14 protein-coding genes are annotated in these 17,001 nt (G+C 47.4%); 7 read left to right on the plus strand and 7 right to left on the minus strand.

Features of this window, described 5'->3' with window-relative positions:
• Positions 1-441 precede the first annotated feature (441 nt).
• The 4 genes from rfbB to ACZYR9_RS16460 form a co-directional block, all read right to left on the minus strand.
• Positions 442-1,419, minus strand: a complete 978-nt coding sequence (gene rfbB / locus ACZYR9_RS16445) for a dTDP-glucose 4,6-dehydratase (protein WP_488979575.1) — start codon at positions 1,417-1,419, stop codon at positions 442-444.
• A gap of 37 nt (positions 1,420-1,456) precedes the next feature.
• On the minus strand, positions 1,457-2,683 hold the full coding sequence (locus ACZYR9_RS16450; RefSeq protein ID WP_488979576.1) for a glycosyltransferase: 1,227 nt from the start codon (positions 2,681-2,683) through the stop codon (positions 1,457-1,459).
• 121 nt (positions 2,684-2,804) lie between these two features.
• Positions 2,805-3,437 carry an acetyltransferase gene (locus ACZYR9_RS16455; protein ID WP_488979577.1) on the minus strand — a complete coding sequence of 211 codons (633 nt, stop codon included), beginning with the start codon at positions 3,435-3,437 and terminating at the stop codon, positions 2,805-2,807.
• The gene (locus ACZYR9_RS16460; protein WP_488979578.1) at positions 3,434-3,955 is read right to left on the minus strand and encodes a DegT/DnrJ/EryC1/StrS family aminotransferase; all 522 of its coding nucleotides are present in this window, start codon (positions 3,953-3,955) and stop codon (positions 3,434-3,436) included. The genes ACZYR9_RS16455 and ACZYR9_RS16460 overlap by 4 nt, the downstream gene beginning before the upstream one ends.
• Before the next feature lie 33 nt (positions 3,956-3,988).
• Here ACZYR9_RS16460 and ACZYR9_RS16465 point away from each other — a divergent pair, with 33 nt between their 5' ends.
• The gene (locus tag ACZYR9_RS16465; RefSeq protein WP_488979579.1) at positions 3,989-4,678 is read left to right on the plus strand and encodes a pyridoxal phosphate-dependent aminotransferase; all 690 of its coding nucleotides are present in this window, start codon (positions 3,989-3,991) and stop codon (positions 4,676-4,678) included.
• 512 nt (positions 4,679-5,190) lie between these two features.
• Here the strand turns inward: ACZYR9_RS16465 and ACZYR9_RS16470 are convergent.
• Complete coding sequence (locus ACZYR9_RS16470; protein ID WP_488979580.1) at positions 5,191-6,111, minus strand: hypothetical protein; 921 nt, start codon at positions 6,109-6,111, stop codon at positions 5,191-5,193.
• A 432-nt stretch (positions 6,112-6,543) separates the two neighbouring features.
• Here ACZYR9_RS16470 and ACZYR9_RS16475 point away from each other — a divergent pair, with 432 nt between their 5' ends.
• Positions 6,544-6,990: a GreA/GreB family elongation factor gene (locus ACZYR9_RS16475; protein WP_488979581.1), complete on the plus strand. Its 447-nt coding sequence runs from the start codon at positions 6,544-6,546 to the stop codon at positions 6,988-6,990.
• 513 nt (positions 6,991-7,503) lie between these two features.
• Here the strand turns inward: ACZYR9_RS16475 and ACZYR9_RS16480 are convergent.
• Positions 7,504-10,110: an adenosylcobalamin-dependent ribonucleoside-diphosphate reductase gene (locus ACZYR9_RS16480; RefSeq protein WP_488979582.1), complete on the minus strand. Its 2,607-nt coding sequence runs from the start codon at positions 10,108-10,110 to the stop codon at positions 7,504-7,506.
• 394 nt (positions 10,111-10,504) lie between these two features.
• On the opposite strand from ACZYR9_RS16480, the gene dat reads away from it, so the two are divergent.
• Positions 10,505-11,344: a D-amino-acid transaminase gene (dat, locus tag ACZYR9_RS16485; RefSeq protein WP_488979583.1), complete on the plus strand. Its 840-nt coding sequence runs from the start codon at positions 10,505-10,507 to the stop codon at positions 11,342-11,344.
• Positions 11,345-11,547: 203 nt separating this feature from the next.
• Positions 11,548-11,874 carry a DMT family transporter gene (locus ACZYR9_RS16490; protein ID WP_488979584.1) on the plus strand — a complete coding sequence of 109 codons (327 nt, stop codon included), beginning with the start codon at positions 11,548-11,550 and terminating at the stop codon, positions 11,872-11,874.
• 67 nt (positions 11,875-11,941) lie between these two features.
• Here the strand turns inward: ACZYR9_RS16490 and ACZYR9_RS16495 are convergent, their stop codons facing one another.
• Positions 11,942-12,787 carry a lipoate--protein ligase family protein gene (locus tag ACZYR9_RS16495; protein WP_488979585.1) on the minus strand — a complete coding sequence of 282 codons (846 nt, stop codon included), beginning with the start codon at positions 12,785-12,787 and terminating at the stop codon, positions 11,942-11,944.
• A gap of 297 nt (positions 12,788-13,084) precedes the next feature.
• Between ACZYR9_RS16495 and ACZYR9_RS16500 the strand changes: the two genes are divergently transcribed.
• From ACZYR9_RS16500 to ACZYR9_RS16510, 3 genes are all read left to right on the plus strand, one after another.
• On the plus strand, positions 13,085-14,893 hold the full coding sequence (locus ACZYR9_RS16500; RefSeq protein ID WP_488979586.1) for a DEAD/DEAH box helicase: 1,809 nt from the start codon (positions 13,085-13,087) through the stop codon (positions 14,891-14,893).
• 2 nt (positions 14,894-14,895) lie between these two features.
• Positions 14,896-15,855 carry a YqhG family protein gene (locus tag ACZYR9_RS16505; protein WP_488979587.1) on the plus strand — a complete coding sequence of 320 codons (960 nt, stop codon included), beginning with the start codon at positions 14,896-14,898 and terminating at the stop codon, positions 15,853-15,855.
• A gap of 168 nt (positions 15,856-16,023) precedes the next feature.
• On the plus strand, positions 16,024-16,959 hold the full coding sequence (locus ACZYR9_RS16510) for a hypothetical protein (protein ID WP_488979588.1): 936 nt from the start codon (positions 16,024-16,026) through the stop codon (positions 16,957-16,959).
• The last annotated feature ends 42 nt before the right edge of the window (positions 16,960-17,001 follow it).

Raw genomic sequence — 17,001 nt, forward strand, 5'->3', positions numbered from 1 at the left:
TAGCCTGGAATTATTCGTGCGGCAATGGAAATTCGATCAGGTCGGGCCCCACCTCTCACATGGCCGACCCTTTTGAAGAATACCCCTTAATAGACAAGATATCCTTCTCATTATATTTTTTTGTTCTACTTTGTATTTCAACGCATTCTCCTCCAATGGTTTGATTTTATATTGTACAAAGAATGGATAACCGAAAAACTTAATTTTGAATTAAAATGATTGGTGGGCTAGTATAAAAACAAAAAACCTAGCTTCAACTATGATTCTTCTGAGCTAAGGTTTTCTTTCTTATTTCTTTAGTCTTCTTCATTCATCCATTAAAGTCTTGATCTTGGGCCATTCAAGCGACGTAATAGTCTTGTCTCGAACCATCTGAACCCAAGACCAAGATTTGATAATCTTTTCATTCACTGGAACGAACAGTACACCTCATCATATGATTTATGGAGCTTTGCGAGACATTATTTTTTTCCACCAATTTTCATGATCCAAATACCATTGAATGGTATTCTTGATACCCGCTTCAAAAGTGTACCTCGGCTTCCATCCGAGCTCCAGCTTTATCTTTGAAGCATCTATGCCATACCTCCGGTCATGCCCTAATCGATCTGCGACAAAAGTAATCAGTGATTCTGGTTTGCCTAGCTCTGTAAGTATGGTTTGAACAATTTGAAGATTCGTTCGTTCATTGTTTCCGCCGATATTATAAATTTCACCGATAACTCCATGATGCAAAACGCGCTCAATCGCGCTGCAATGGTCTTCCACATGCAGCCAATCCCGTATATTTAACCCGTCACCATATAAAGTCAAAGGTTTGTCATTAGCTGCACAGATAATCATCAATGGAACCAGCTTCTCCGGAAATTGATACCAGCCATAATTGTTTGAGCATCTTGTAATATTTATCGGCAATCCGAATGTTTTATGATACGCCCGTACAAGCAAGTCCGCACCAGCTTTGCTTGATGAATAAGGGCTGTTGGGCAACAAAGGTGAATTTTCGGTGAAAAGTCCAGTATTCCCCAGGCTGCCATATACTTCATCAGTTGAAATTTGTATAAAACGTTTCACCCCATATTGCCTTGCTGCGTCAAGAAGCACTTGAGTACCCACGATATTGGTATGCACGAAGATTTCCGGATTTTGGATGCTCCGATCTACATGAGTCTCGGCTGCGAAATTAACCACCACATCGATGCTTTGCCGGAACAAAGAGTTGATTAGCTGCCGATCCGTAATGTCACCTTTAATAAACGAATAGTTGGGATGCAGGTGGGCATCTGTCAAATTGTCCTCATTTCCGGCATACGTTAAGGTGTCCAGATTGATGATCTGATAATCCGGATATTTATTCAACATATAGAGTACAAAATTACTTCCTATAAAACCGCAACCTCCCGTTACAAGTATTTTCAACTCTCCAGCCTCCCGTTATGAATTGAAAATCGACCGCTTACCAGTTTCGTCGGATGCTGCCAAGCTTGTTTTTCCAGCCTGACACATCCCAGAACTTATTCTTTGGACCTGTGAGAACCTCTGCTTCCTTGACTGCTTCAGACTTCATTCCGTCTATCGTATTATCGGCAAAAGGGTCAATGGCCGGCGGAAGTCCCATAGCCAGCAATTTATTTTGCACAACCACTCTGGAGTTGAACTTCGTTCTTATTTTATTTGTGCCGTTTTCCGCGATCTTCATAGCTGGTTCGAAATTCTGTTTGACCCACCACAGAATATCTATCAATCTTCTGTGCTCGGTTATTTCGAGATAGTCCCATCCGGTCTGCAGCTCAGAATGATCCTGACGAAAATTGGTTGAGACCAACAGGCAACCGGTCGCCATTGCATCGCCCGCCGCTGTCGTCGGAAATCCGTCAGATGCTGTCCAGTCCGCTCTACTGCAGCTGACGAACACATGGCATTGCTGGTATACTCGACGTGCTTGATCGGGGTGAAGCAGGCCGTGGTACGTATAATTGTCATTCTTCAATAGATGAAGGTAAGGTTCCCAGTCCCCAACGATGTGCAAGTGAAAGCTGTCGTCCAATTGGTTAAAAGCTTCTATCATTGCAGGAAAATTTTTGCGGATCCCAGAGTGTGCTGCGAAAACAATTCTAATAGGCTGAGGCGCAGGCTTTGGCTTCAATGCATAAAATTCGGCATTAATCATACCGGGAACATGGATACTTTTTGAAAAGCTTTTTTTGACCTCATGAACATTCGTAAAGATCGTCGAGTAATACTTATCCAACTGTGTCAATTTAAGCGGAGTATCCTGCTGTAACCCGCCTCCGGGATAAATGGTTGTATGAAGCCTTATTTTATGGTCTTCAATAAAGGGCTTTATATTTAACTCGCGCGCGGCGCCGATAATATTATACCCTCCGGGCAGTCTTTCTTTTCCTATCAGACTAACGGCCATGCTTAGGAAAACACAATAAATATCAGTAATATTCTCGGAGAGAGCCATGGGAATTAGCTCATAGAAATTGTGTACGGGAGCCGGAAATGTGGTCGGTTGTCGTTGACCTATTGGATCCGTGTAAGGAGATGTTGCAAAAAACAGTGTATCTGGACGTTGGCGGTAAATTTCATAGTTCTCCCAATAACGGAATCCACTCTGAATCCATGGAAATGTACTATCAATGACAGCAAGTTTGCGATTTCCTAGCGATGCGTTCATATGACACACTCCTATTTTTAATATTTTATGACTGCCCAACCTTAAAATAAGAAAGTTGGCAACGAACCAGATTTTTCATTTTAATCCTTCGCTTATTCTGTCTATCATTATTTTCGATTACTTAATAATACTTCTTAATTTGAGCAGGAACTCCAGCGGCCAATGTTCTCGCGGGCACGTCGTCCTTTACAAAAGCTCCACCACCGACCACAGCCTCTTTTCCGATCGTTATTTTTTCTCGGATCGAAACCCCTATTCCGATATATGCCCCATCGCCCACAGTCACATTGCCCGCAATATTCACACCCGGCGCGATAGTGGCGAAATGCCCTATCCGGACATCGTGGCTAAGATTTACATTTCGATTAACAATCACGTAAGAGCCAATCTCGATATTATCTGTCAGTATCGCACCTTCACAAATGATGGTGCCTTGGCCGATACGGTTTCTAGCTGAAATCCTGACACCGGGATGAATGATCGCACCTGCCGGTTGGAATCCTTCCGCTATGGTTTTATCAACGAATCGTCTCTTGAGCACAGGATCCCCGACCCCTGCACAGACGATTTCTGTTTCGTGGCAAAGAGATTTGATATCGGACAAATCCCCTAAGACTGGAACTCCATTTATCGTCTTCCCTTTCATTTCTGGTCTTTCATCCAAAAAACCGAAAACCTCATAGCCGGCTTGCTCGCATAGCCAGTTGACTTCTCTTGCGTGCCCGCCGCACCCCCATATGATCAATTTCTTCATAGCCGATTAATCGTCTCCATAATATATTTAACTTCGAATTCATTCATTTCTTCCCAGAGTGGCAAACTTACAATGCGTCTTGATATGTTATCCGTAACTTTAAGTATGGTGGAGGGATAGCGAACGAACATTTTTTGTTGATGGCAAGCTGGGGAAAAGTATGATCGTGCCTCGATCTTGTATGTTGCAAGCCTTGAAATAATAGCCTGGTTATCTTGCTCCTCCTGACATAAAAGAGAAAAGAATTGACTGGCGATTGAGCCGATGCTCTTATGGGTCACCCAGCCTTTTTCATTTAAACCAAATTCATCGAAAAATTTTCTGTACCATTGATCCAGTTGCTCACGCTTTTTCTTCTTTTCTGCATAGACATCCAATGTAGCCAAGGCGATCGCAGCCGTATATTCGGATATTTTACTGTTCAGCCCCAGTAGAGTAGTATCTCGATTTGCAGAAAAACCGAAATTACCAGCCCACCTAATCCGTTCAATGATGGATTGATCACTGCTGTAAACCAAACCTCCCTCACCGATGCCAAAGGCTTTTGTTGCATGGAAACTAAAAACAACCAGCCCGGAAAAACCTTTCCCGCTGAAGCGGTTACGGAACGCACCAAAATGATATGTATTTGTTCGCCTAATAACCCAACAGGTACTTATTTAGCCAGATCGGTCCTGCATCACCTCCTGGATTTTCTGCCCAAACATATTCTTGTATTGTTTGATGCGGCTTACAGCCAATATGCTACGGCTGCGGATTACACGAACGGCTTGGAATTTGTTGAAGCCGGTTATCCCATTGTGGTGCTTCAGACTTTTTCAAAAATCTACGGACTGGCGGGATTACGCGTGGGGTTTGGGGCAGCTTCGGAAGATATTATCCGGCATATTCTCAAGGTAAAGGAACCCTTTAATGTCAATGCCTTGGCACAAGCAGCAGCAGCGGCAGCCGTTCATGATGAGGAGCATGTCCACTTGTCTCTTCAATCGAATACGCAAGGGCGAGAGCAATTTTACCGTGCGTTCAAAAAACTCCGCCTTCCATTTATTGAAAGCATGAGCAACTTCGTGCTTGTGGAGCTTGGTCCAAGTGCAAAATCTATTTATGAGAAACTGTTGAACAAAGGAATTATTGTTCGTTATGGCGGGATATGGCAGCTTCCTCACCATATTCGTGTTTCGGTAGGAACAGAAGAAGAAAATGCGGCATTTATTCATGAATTAACGGAAATCATAAAGTGAATTGCGAAGCCTTCAACAAATACCACGACCAGTGCGCCCCTTCGCCGGTTTCGTCACGCCGCCATAATATTTTCGTTGCCCAATGAGCCAAGCAGCAATCGCAAAGCTGATGAGAGAGAGACCGAACAGTTCACCATACGTCCAGCGCTCGCTGAAATTGCTCCAGATTATGGTTTCGAAGTACAATGAAGACCAACAGGCTGGAAATGATCGTCGGAACACCGCTTCACAAGGCAAATCGACGCATCTGTTCGGGCGCTCTCGCGTCTTCCGCGCGAACCGCATAAAATGTCAAAAACGTCGAGCAGTGTGACAAATTTTCTATGTTAATCGTCCTTTTAGCCCCTGTAGTTCTCTCCTTTTACATTATCATTAGATAAACGAAAGAGTCCTCCACCGCAAGGGACGAGACGTCATGGCACCACCCTATTAAAATCCCGCGGTTTAACCGCGTATTTTCTTTATTGCAGTAAAGAAATAGCCCAACCTAGAATGAGTTAACCCTTCCCTTTTCACATTTGCATTACTTTCCCGGTTCGCTTCATTTCATACTTTTTATACACTAACACTGAAACAAACATAAACAAACATGTGACTAACGAACCTTGCGGCAATTTCATTACGATATCATCAGGGAAGATAAACGGAAGCAGTGGAAAAGCGTATATCGCAGGCATACGGATACCAACAATCAGTGATAGAACAAGCATCAAGATCATATCCAACAGCGTTACCAATAGCCATGAATCAATATTAAAATACAATAGCGCTCCGACAGTTGCAGATATTGTCAACACAAGCCCTTGCTTAAAGGCCATCTTCCCACTGTACATTGGCTTTTGCAGTGACTCATACACAACAACGAGAATAGGCGGGATAATTGCGAGTTGTTGGTAACCAGCGACCCAGCATAAACCGATCCAAACGAAAGTCAGCACTAAGAATACGGGCATATACTTGTATTGTATCTCCACTTTCTTATAAAGTCCTTTATTCAAGCCAAATGCAAGAACTCCAAGCATCAATATGAAGGTGAAAATGAAAACCGATATAATAAATGACCATTCGTTTGCATTAACCACCAACGGCAGTAAACCCGTTGCAATCGACGGTGCCAAGCTTGATTGAATGATTCGCAAAAAGAGCATCATCAGTACCAAGGTGAGAATGACTTTTCCTAAATAAGAAATGTGTAATTGATTTACCATAAAGCCGACCACAGCAGTTAGAGAAGGAGCAAGAAAAATCTTCGATGGTTGCCTGATCCATCCGGCTTCTCGGTACACCCACATGCCAATTGCCATTGCCGCAATTTCAGGCAAAATAATTTCGTTATCTTTTAACATCACCGAAGCCGTAATCATGGCAATAATAAATGTAATGGCAATAACATATGAAATAATCGTTACTTTCTTTGAACTAGCAGAATCCATATTCATATGCCCCTTTGTTCGTATGGTCTTTAATATTTCATCGTACCGAAGCTTTTATTAACATAAACTGATTAGGCTCAAAAGAAACCTACCAATCTGATACTTTTTTAACCGTCCAAATAAGCTGTTCTTCTTTTCGAGCGCCTGTCTTATATTAAATTATGAGTAAAATAGTTATAAAAATAGAGTGAGGCACTCCGTATAATTACGGAATGCCTACACTTTTGATAAAATTTAGCACTCATAAGTGGAAACTATCAAGTTGTGTATGTTTATAGTGGGACGTATCATTGGATTTACCAATAATATTTGGTACAATGATCTGAAGGTCTCCCTAATGGAGACCTATATTTTACATGGGAGGGATTTATATGGTATATGGCTTTAACTTCAGTGTATTTGGTGTGCTTCGTAAAGGAGGGGAAATCTACTATGAACCATAGTTTATTATATCAGGATTCCCGAGTACAACTGGTTACTCAGCTTGTTTATTTTGACGATGAAAAGATTAATTTCCTGAACCAGTATCTTCCTGAATACAACCAAAAGCGCCGCAATGTTGAGAAGACGATATCTGTATACTGTTCAACTCTTGAAGGGATTATAAAAAATCTAACCGAAGAAAATCTAAATTCCATTGCGCTAATAGGAAGCAAAGTGGATTTTCGATATCTAGATGACGGATCAACAGAATCTCTTACGATAGTATTCCCACATCGGGCTGATCCCAATAGAAACTTGATATCATTCTTATCTCCTATTGGGTTTCAATTGCTGATGGCACAAACTAATGAAAACTATCAACTCGTTATACCTTCCGGCGAGACCTTAGTAAGAGTGGAAGGTATTAAGTTTGTTAATCACGGCGATGTAAATTAAACATTGTGGGCTATCAATGAGCAGTTCCAAAGGGGATCTGACAATACAGGACTTTATTCACGCTCTCACCGTCCATGGAGACCTGAATCCCAAAACGCTTAAGGAATACGTCCAATGTTCGGATATCATAGGGATAGAGCGCTCCTGTCTTCATTTGCAAACATTGCATCTTCCGCTTTGCACGAGTTCCATCAATGATATTTTGCGTTTACATTGGGGACAATAATTGATCAGCCTACATCGATGTTCAGTACAAATACAAGCCGGATGGAATCCCCTTACAAATTTGTGATATTGCAACGGAAAAACAGTCCCTTTTTCAAGATCACAAGCAAGTTCGGATATTAATACGATATATTGCATAATTATTCAAATAAGTGTATTCATGCATTAACCTGAATAATGAAGGTGTTTGTCACCTTCGATGAGTCAAAATTATCATTAGTTGTGGTCTTTTAGCAGCTTCAATGATTCATCACAAAAAACAAATAAAAAAGGCCCGAAGGCCTTTTTTCAGCTGCACTTGCTATATCCGCAGTTGCTGCAGTTTTTGCAGCCCTCGCTGTTGATCAGCGAAGCGGAGCCGCAGGATGGGCACAGGTCAAGGGACGTGGCTGCGCTGCGGGTTACTGCGTATTGAGCGGTTGTTGTCTCATGGACGACTTCCTGGGTAGCGGTGACGTAGTCTTCCGCGCTGTCGGAGAAATTGCCGTGCATTTCAAGCGCTTGGGCGACGGCGTCGGCGATCGATTCGACGCGGTTGGCGCCGAAGCCGATGGCGCCGGAGCCGCCGATGCCTTTCAGGTGCTTGATCAGCAGCTGCACCTTGTTGCCATGGTCTCCGTAACGGAGGAACAAGGAGCAAACGCGGCCAAGCGCTTCAGACATCGCGAATACATCGGAACCGGCCTTGCCCACGTTCAGGAAAATCTCGCTTGGGCTTCCGTTCATATCGTTAATCGTAATATACGCCATTCCAAACGGCGTATTGAATTTATAGGTTGCGCCGCGGAGCGCTTGCGGACGGCGTTTGTACTGCTTGTCAAAGACCTGCTCCGTCTTCGCGTCGATATTTACGGCCAGCGATTGAGTAAGACCGTTCAAGGAAGTTTCTTCCTTCGCATTGACAGCCGGAGCGGCTGCTGTGGCTTGCGCTTCCGTTCCTTTCGCTTCCTCCGCCTTATCATCCTTCTTGTCGGTGCTGAGCACCTGCACGTCGCGGCTTCCGTCACGGTAAATGGTTACGCCTTTGCAGCCTAGGTCAAATGCCAGCTCGTACAGGCGCTTTGTTTCTTCTACCGTAAAGTCGGCCGGGCAATTCGCCGTCTTGGAGATGGAGCTGTCCACCCATTTCTGAATCGCGGCTTGTACACGGATATGATCTTCTGCGGACAGGTCCATAGCGGTGATGAAGTAATCCGGCAGATCCTCGTTCGGATGCTGATCCTTCCACTGCTGCGCAATCGGTACATACTGCTTGTCGAAGCCTAACCGGCTTTGACGGTAATATTCAAACGCAAAGTAAGGCTCGATTCCGGTAGATGTGCCGACCATCGTACCCGTACTGCCGGTAGGCGCCTGCGTAATGACCGTTACATTGCGCATCCCCTTCTTCTTAATGGCTGCGCCGACCTCCGGATAAACCGAGGTCATCGTCTTCATAAAGCCGCTTTGCAGGAACGGTTCCGTCTCAAAATGCTTGAAGGAGCCTTTTTCTTCCGCAATATCGGCGGAAGCAAGGTATGCTTCCTTCGCCATAAAGCCATAAAGCTTATCAAGAAACTCCAGGGATTCGGGACTGCCGTAACGGATATTCAGCTTGATCATCAGCTCGGCGAGACCCATGGAACCAAGACCAATGCGGCGCTCACCCTGTTGATTGATCCGGTTCTCTTCAAAATGATAAGGGGTCTTGTCAATCACATTATCCAGAAAACGTGTCGAATAACGGACCACGGTCGCCAGTTCATCCCAAGCCACATCATGGTTTTCTTCGTCGTAAAACTTGGATAGGTTGATCGCCGACAGGTTGCAGACGCCCCAAGCCGGAAGCCCCTGCTCACCGCAAGGATTCGTACAAATGATCGGATTGAAATACCAGCTGTTGGACATCTGGTTGTAATATTCCATAAACACGACACCTGGCTCCGCCGATTTCCACGCGGATTCAATGATCGTATGCCATACGTCGCGCGCCTTAACCGTGCGGTAATGAATAACGTTCTTGCCCGTCTTTTTCCATTTTTCCAGATCCCCGTCCCAAATCTCATTGTATTCAGGGTCTGTCGTATCGGGGTACACCAATTCCCAGTCCAAATCTTCTTTTACGGCTTTCATAAAACCGTTGCTGACGCATACGGACAAATTGGCATTCGTAATTTGCCCCATGGTTTGTTTGACCGTAATGAAATTTAGAACGTCAGGGTGCCAATCGTTCATCATCAGCATAAGCGCCCCGCGGCGGCTGCCCCCCTGCTCGATCAAGCCGGTAGTATAGCTGAACAGTCCGCCCCATGAAACGGCGCCGCTGGAAGAACCGTTCACTCCCTTGACAACGGAACGGCGCGGACGGAGAGAGGACAAATTAATGCCTACGCCGCCGCCCCGGGCCATAATCTCGGTCATCTCGGACAGCGTGGCCATAATTCCTCCGCGGCTGTCATGCGGAGAAGGAATCACGTAACAGTTAAAAAGCGTCAGTTCATCGCTGGCATCGGCGCCGGCGGCGATCCGTCCTCCAGGTACAAGCTTCCAGTCTTCCAGAATGTATCGGAACTTTTCGGTCCATTCGGCTTGTTTCTCCGGAGTTTCTTCCACAGAAGCCATGGCAGAGGCCAAGCGATCCCACATTTGCTGAGGAGTTTTTTCCAAGGTTAATGTAAGCTTTTCTACAGAGGATTCGAAAACCTCCCCGCTGCGCAGCTTGACTTTAACCTGTATTCCGTTACGCTCGATGACCTCGCCGACTTCCTTCGCAGGAAATTTAGGATCGTCCTTAGTCAACACCAATACGGTATCGCCGACTTTCGTGTGACTGGTGTCCGCATTCTTCATCGCGTAACGATCCAGAAAAATCTTCTCGCTTAGCCCTTCCAATTTGGTCTGCTGCATGGTCTTCAAAACAACAACCTCCCGGAAAATATATTCAAAAGATCAATCACAATATCTGGTATGTGAAATCCATTATACAATACAATATATAGTGTTTCTAATACCAAAAAAACGAAATTAACGATTTAGTCCAAGCATGCTGGCAGAAAGCTTGCTTTTTCTCTACATTGCTCTCTTTTTCGTTTCTCAAATTCTCATCATTTTCGACAAAAGATACAAAATCTGTTTGCTAAAAAAGGGTCTAAAGGCTCTGTTTCAATTGCGATAGAAATTCGATAAACCGGTCAACGCAAAGCGGTTTTGACAATTCTTCGGCGGATTGCTAGTCTGGAATTAATGTATCATGTCTGCAGCATTTACACAAACATATGTTCTTGTTATTATTTTACAGGAGGCTCACGCTATGTCTAAGACGTATTTGTATCAGGACCGGTTTGTCTCAAAAGAAGACCTGCGGATTTCTCCGGAAGACCGCGGTTATTATTTTGGCGATGGGGTCTATGAGGTTTTTCGCGTTTATAACGGAAAACTGTATGAAGCGGCGGCTCATTTTGAGCGCTGGGAGAAAAGTGCCTCGGCGCTGAGAATTCCGCTGCCCTCACCATCCGATGTGATAGCAGCACGTCTGGAAGAGCTGATGGATATCAACAGCTTGACCGAGGGCACAGTGTACATGCAAGTGACTCGGGGAGCCGCACCGCGTTCTCATCCGTTTCCTGAGGACAGCAAGCCGATCTTGATGGCCTACACTACCGAAATGCGTCGTCCGCTGAACACCATGAAAGAAGGCATCGCCGCTGTAACGATGGACGATATCCGTTGGCTCCGCTGCGATCTGAAAACCCTGAATCTGCTCCCTAACGTCATGGCTAAGCAGCATGCGGTGGACCTGGGAGCCGGTGATGTCATCCTGCATCGTAACGGCACCGTAACGGAATGCAGCGCGTCCAATATCATGATTGTCAAGGACGGTGCCGTCATTACGCATCCTGCCGACCATCTGATTCTGCACGGCATCACCCGCGCGGTTGTACTTCGCCTGTCCCGGGGACTCGGATTGTCCGTGAAGGAATCTCCATTTACATTGGACGAGCTACGCACCGCCGATGAAGCATTCATTACGGGTACAACCGTTGAAGTGACTCCTGTCATATCCGTAGACGGGACCCCTGTCGCCAATGGCAATCCCGGACCGGTTACCCGCAAGCTGCAGCACGAGTTTGAAAAGACAATTTCCATGTAGTCAGCCTTTGGCTGCCGGATTGCCAAGCCGGAGACCTGCTTCACGACAGCACAGGACCGAAAGATACCTATCTCCGGTCTTCCTGCCGCCGGATTTGATGGCGTTGGAACCCATCGGGATCGAAGCTGTACCCGCCGCGATATTCGGACTTGCCGCTGACGGGTTGTGGTTGAATGGGCAGACTTAACGAAGGGGGAGCAGCCTTGAAAGCTTATTTATTTTTAACCTTGGCGATTGTTTTTGAACTGTTCGGCACATCCATGCTGAAGGCATCGGCAGGCTTTACCAAAGTATTTCCCAGTATAGGCGTCATCATCAGCTTTTCAATCGCCTTCTATTCTTTATCCCTATCCTTACAGCAAATTCCTCTGGGCATCGCTTATGCCATATGGTCAGGAGTCGGAACAGCGGCAACGGCTCTCATCGGCTTTCTAGTTTGGAAAGAAAAACTGACCTCAACCACCGTACTTGGAGTTTTGCTGATCATTGCGGGAGTGATGATATTAAATCTGCGATCCGTCAATGCCTGAGGCCGGCGGGCTTGATGCCGGTCCTTCCATAGCGCCCTCCCCAAACGAAAAAAAACCCCGGAGATCATTATCTCCGAAGGTTCCACTCGGAATTACCGTATTTCTCCACCATTAACCGTTCGACAAGCTCCTGCTCATGGTCCGTCAGCTCCGAAGGGACCAGCCGAATCCCTAATCCTTCTTCAATGCCCGCGTGGAATGCTTCCTCTACCTCGCCCAACTCCACTCTGGGCAGCTCGGCTTGACCGCGCACTTCATTAATCGCAACCGCCTTCTTTAAAAATTGCTGCTTCATCCGCTCCATCACGCGCTCGTTAGAAAAACGCAGCAGTCTGAACAGCTGATCCGCATCAAGGTCCAGAAGGATCGATCCGTGCTGAAGCACTACCCCCTTCTGTCGGGTTTGCGCGCTCCCGGCCACCTTCCTTCCCTCTACCACAAGCTCATACCAGGACGGAGAGTCGAAGCAGGCTGCCGAACCCATAGATGCGTATTTTTCTTTCTCTTCTTCGTTCTCCAGCTGAACCATCTCCGCCGACAGCCCCAGCTTGCGAAACCCTAGCAGCAGTCCTTCACTAAGCACACGATACGCCTCGGTGACGCTCCGCGGAATGCCGGGATAGCTCTCCGATACGATCATACTGTATGTCAGCTCCTTATCGTGAAGCACGGCACGGCCCCCGGTCGCTCTCCGGACAAAGCCGATACCCTCCTGCTCCAGAGCGTCAAAATTCACCTCGCTTGCAGCCTTTTGAAAAAAACCTACCGACAGCGTTGGAGGGTTCCAGCCGTAAAACCTCACGGTCGGAGGAACCAACCCTTCGCTATGTGCCGTCAGAATCGCCTCATCCACTGCCATATTGTAATCCGGCGTGCCGAAACCCGAACGGATAAACCGCCATTCGTTCTTCATCTATTTCACCATTCCTTTACTGTACGTTGCCAAGCCTGTCCTGTTCACGGCGCATATCGTTGCGTATTCACGTTAAATCGCCGTCTTCTGAAGGCTATTCCCTCATCATAAAACATTACTGCATGGTTTGAAAGCCCCTAAGTTGTACATACTAAAAATTAACTTTAGGCGAGTCTGACGAGTAAAACCGTGTGTTCCATCCATAAAGGTCGCGGGTGTTAGTCAAGAATATTCAGTGATTTAGAGGCGCAGCCTTGGCTATGCATTTCCGAATCACTGGAAAAGGAGCGCGTGAAAATGCAACCAACCGAGCGAAAAGAGCACGTACGGAAGCTCAATGAGCATGTGGAGCTCCATTACGACAGGGAATGGTTCGAGCAACTGCACGAACGGTCCATGCGCAACGGTCCTTGGGATGATCCGGTCATGTACCGGCTCGCACTCGAGGCCGAGCAGGCCGGACTCATCCGCAGCTTCGACGAGCTTCAATGCCTGGCCCATCTGCCGAGCCTCGTTCCGATGGAGCATCAAATCGGGACCGCCAAAAAAGTGCTGACCGAAATGCGGGGACGGGCTATTCTTGCCGATGAAGTAGGACTTGGCAAAACCATTGAGGCGGGTCTCATTCTCAAGGAATACATGATCCGGGGCCTGGTCCGAAAAGTGCTTATACTCGTACCCGCTTCCTTGGTGCTGCAATGGGTTCGGGAGCTGAATCAAAAGTTCGGTATCCCCGCCGTAGCTCAAAAGAAAGAGTACATGTGGGTGCAAAACGATATCGTCGTCGCCTCGATGGATACCGCCAAGCGCGACCCCCACCGGGACATCGTGGTTGGACTGGAGTATGATATGCTGATCGTCGATGAAGCGCACAAGCTGAAAAATAAAAAAACGACCAACTACCGTTTTATCAACGAGCTGCGCAAAAAATACTGCCTTCTGCTGACGGCGACTCCGGTACAGAACGACCTTAAAGAGCTGTACAATCTGATTACCCTGCTGAAGCCAGGTCAGCTTGGCGGACAAGGCAGCTTTCAGGCCAATTTTGTCGTCGATAAACGAATCCCCAAGAATGAAGACCAGCTCCAGCAGGAGCTGAGCAAGGTCATGATCCGCAACCGCCGCAGCGACGGCAACGTAAGCTTTACCAAACGAATTGTCCGCAATATTCCGCTCCAGCTTTCAGAGGAGGAGCAAGCGCTTTACGATGGGGTTACCGATTTCGTCAAAACGCGATATGAGGAAACCGGCGGCGATATAGGCAGCATGCTTTCTCTGGTCACATTACAGCGAGAAGTATGCTCAAGCCGGGATGCCGTTTTTATTACTCTGGTCAACATGTTCAAAAAAACCGCAGAAGACTCCCCTCTGCGCTCAAGAATATGGGAGCTTGTAGAGAAAATCCGCAGCATCAAAGCGAATACCAAAGCCGAAAAGGTATTGGAGCTCATCCAATCCATTAACGACAAAACGATCATTTTCACAGAATACCGCGCATCCCAAGAATACCTGCTGCAGTATTTGAAGGAGCATAAAATTCAGGCTGTGCCCTATCGCGGAGGCATGAACCGGGGTAAGAAGGATTGGATGATGGACTTGTTCAGGGGCCGGGCCCAGGTGCTGATTGCCACAGAGGCCGGCGGCGAAGGAATCAACCTTCAATTCTGCCACCATATGATCAATTTTGATTTACCGTGGAATCCCATGCGGGTCGAGCAAAGGATCGGCCGTGTACACCGGCTCGGCCAGAAGGAAGACGTCAAAATTTACAATTTGTCGACGCTCGGAACGATTGAGGAGCACATCCTGTCCCTGCTGCATGAGAAAATTAACATGTTTGAGCTGGTTATCGGTCAGCTGGATACGATTTTGGAACGCTTCGAGAAAAACACGTCTTTGGAGTCGCACCTGGCCAAAATGATCCTTACCTCCAAAAGCAGGGACGAAATTCATAGGCAGCTCGATGATCTCGGACGGTCGTTCACACAACTGAAAACAGAAATGGAACAAGAAATGAATGAAGCGGCAGGACTTCAGAATCTGGTCAATTCCTCCCTGCACACGGTTAGCATACAACAATACGGCGGCGGGGAGGTACAGCCATAAGCATGAACGCTGAGGAAATCAGATCCTACGTTTTGCGCTATTTGGAAGCAGAGCAGTGTGACGTACTTGAAAAGCATCCTGCTTACGTTACCGTCAAGCTGTCTCCTTCCGCTGACAAGGATTTAACGCAGCGGCCATATTATTGGAGCTTTGTGGAACGCACCGGGGCCGTACCGGAAACCATGACCTGCACATTTATCTTCGATCCCGAGACCTATCGAATGCTGCATCCGCCGCAGGGCGCTCAGGCAGTGCAGCCTGCAGCTCCTCCCGGTACGCCGCAGCCTCAAGGCGACAGCATCCTCGGCCGCTACTTCGGCTTCGTGCCTACAGCCTTCACTGCACGTGTCCCTCGTGATGAGCTCACCTACGGCAGCCGTAGGCTCGAACAGATTTTCACCGCCGTTCTGAGCAAAGGCCGGTTCGTACGGCTGTTCGAGCAGCACACGCCGGAGCAGCCTAAACAAACGGCTACCGTCCCCTACGAGACATGGTTAGGCGTCAACTATAAGGTCGAGCTGGCCTGCGATATGAAACGCAGTGAGATCCATTCCTTGGGAATCCAGCTGCAAACCGGCGAATTGGTCGAGCATTTTCATGATCGGCTGACCGACAAGAGGCTGACTCCGCGGCTTCCTGCGCATGTCTACATAACACCGGACCGGATTACGCTTGCACGGGCAGTCATTTATCTTGAGGATTACTTGGAAAAGAAACTGGCTGAATATGACCATCGATGGGCAGAGGAGGCTCAGCTGCGGCTCAAGGATGAAATCAACAGGGTACGTGCTTATTATGAGCCTCTGCTCAAGGAGGCCGGTGAGAACAGCAAGGCGGAGATGGAGGCGCAGTATGCCGGCCGTCTGCAGGAAGTGGAGTGGCAGTACCGCCCGCGCATTCAAATATCCGCCATAAATTGCGGTTTGTTTCACTTTCCGGCCCTAAAGCCGACAAACGGATGACGAACCTCCCCGAACAAAACGAATTTTACGGGGAATTTTACTAAGACAAGGCTACAGGTTCTAACAAACTTTTCATTGCATATGATTTATAGTATAGAGTATATTCGCCTATGTGAGCGCACACTGCCTAAAGCAACAACTCCCAAGCAAAGCAGGTGGTTGGATTAGATGAAAAAGCTTTCATTCGCTCTGACGTCACTGCTCCTTAGTACAAGCCTGCTTGCGGCGGTGTCATTCGATTTAAGGCCCGTTCACGCCGTACAGGAAGCGTTCAAGGAGCCTGCGGCTCAGACGCTGAAGGTGCAGCCGGCCGAACAAAGCGATCTTTCGGCCCCCTCCATTCAAAAGGCAGTGAATCGGTTCATCCAGGAACTCGCTTCCCAGCAAGGATTCGAGCAGTGGAAACAAGGCGCGTGGATATCCTATCCGCTCGGGCCTGGAACACACGGATGGATTGTTATTGTTACGGTGGACGGGCAGGAAGCAGGCTACCTGGTTATTCAGGCTTCCGGGCAGGAAAGCTACCGGTTGATCGAATACGGCAATGGCAAGCACCCTCTTTTCAGTATGCGGACGCTGTACCGCAGCCTGGTACAGCTTGAAATCATCGAATCTCCTTATCACTTGGAACGTATATATTACAATCCCCTTGAAGCGCTTTGGAAAGTAACGGTACCGCAAGCGGGTCGGGTTTTCTATATCGATGCAAAGACCGGCGAGGAGCTGCCTCTGGACAACGACAGTCAGCTGCCCAAGCTCGAAACAGGCATATTGGTGAAACCGTTCCCGTTCACACACACAGATTCCTTGCATACAATAATAGCAGCCGGCCAAACCGAACCGGCCGACGCCTATGAACGGCTTCCCTGGGTTCAAGGCCATGCGGAGACGCTTGTTCGCTTCGAGCTGCTGCTGCAGTGGATTGATCAAGGGCATAAGCCTGTATTCGCAGCCGAGCTTTATGGAGGACATGTCCACGTGCCGCTGCCCATAACCGGTTACCAGACTTGGTCCGGAGGCGAGAGCTTCGTGGGGGTCCGTCAGGACGACGACCGCTTTTTGCCCTTCCATGTGTTCAATCCGCTCGGCGGTTTTTATCCCTAACGGTTTTTCTCCTCTCTTCCTATATAGAAAAGCTTCCTTCTC

It is taken from the genome of Paenibacillus sp. F024 (genome assembly GCF_057814255.1).

Bases quoted from the DNA above. Each gene is read 5' to 3' on its own strand.
- ACZYR9_RS16505 (WP_488979587.1), top strand. From the start codon at position 14,896: ATGAACGCTGAGGAAATCAGATCCTACGTTTTGCGCTATTTGGAAGCA.
- ACZYR9_RS16455 (WP_488979577.1), bottom strand. From the start codon at position 3,437: ATGAAGAAATTGATCATATGGGGGTGCGGCGGGCACGCAAGAGAAGTC.
- ACZYR9_RS16510 (WP_488979588.1), top strand. From the start codon at position 16,024: ATGAAAAAGCTTTCATTCGCTCTGACGTCACTGCTCCTTAGTACAAGC.
- ACZYR9_RS16495 (WP_488979585.1), bottom strand. From the start codon at position 12,787: ATGAAGAACGAATGGCGGTTTATCCGTTCGGGTTTCGGCACGCCGGAT.
- ACZYR9_RS16450 (WP_488979576.1), bottom strand. From the start codon at position 2,683: ATGAACGCATCGCTAGGAAATCGCAAACTTGCTGTCATTGATAGTACA.
- ACZYR9_RS16500 (WP_488979586.1), top strand. From the start codon at position 13,085: ATGCAACCAACCGAGCGAAAAGAGCACGTACGGAAGCTCAATGAGCAT.
- ACZYR9_RS16465 (WP_488979579.1), top strand. From the start codon at position 3,989: ATGGAAACTAAAAACAACCAGCCCGGAAAAACCTTTCCCGCTGAAGCG.
- dat (WP_488979583.1), top strand. From the start codon at position 10,505: ATGTCTAAGACGTATTTGTATCAGGACCGGTTTGTCTCAAAAGAAGAC.
- ACZYR9_RS16475 (WP_488979581.1), top strand. From the start codon at position 6,544: ATGAACCATAGTTTATTATATCAGGATTCCCGAGTACAACTGGTTACT.
- ACZYR9_RS16470 (WP_488979580.1), bottom strand. From the start codon at position 6,111: ATGGATTCTGCTAGTTCAAAGAAAGTAACGATTATTTCATATGTTATT.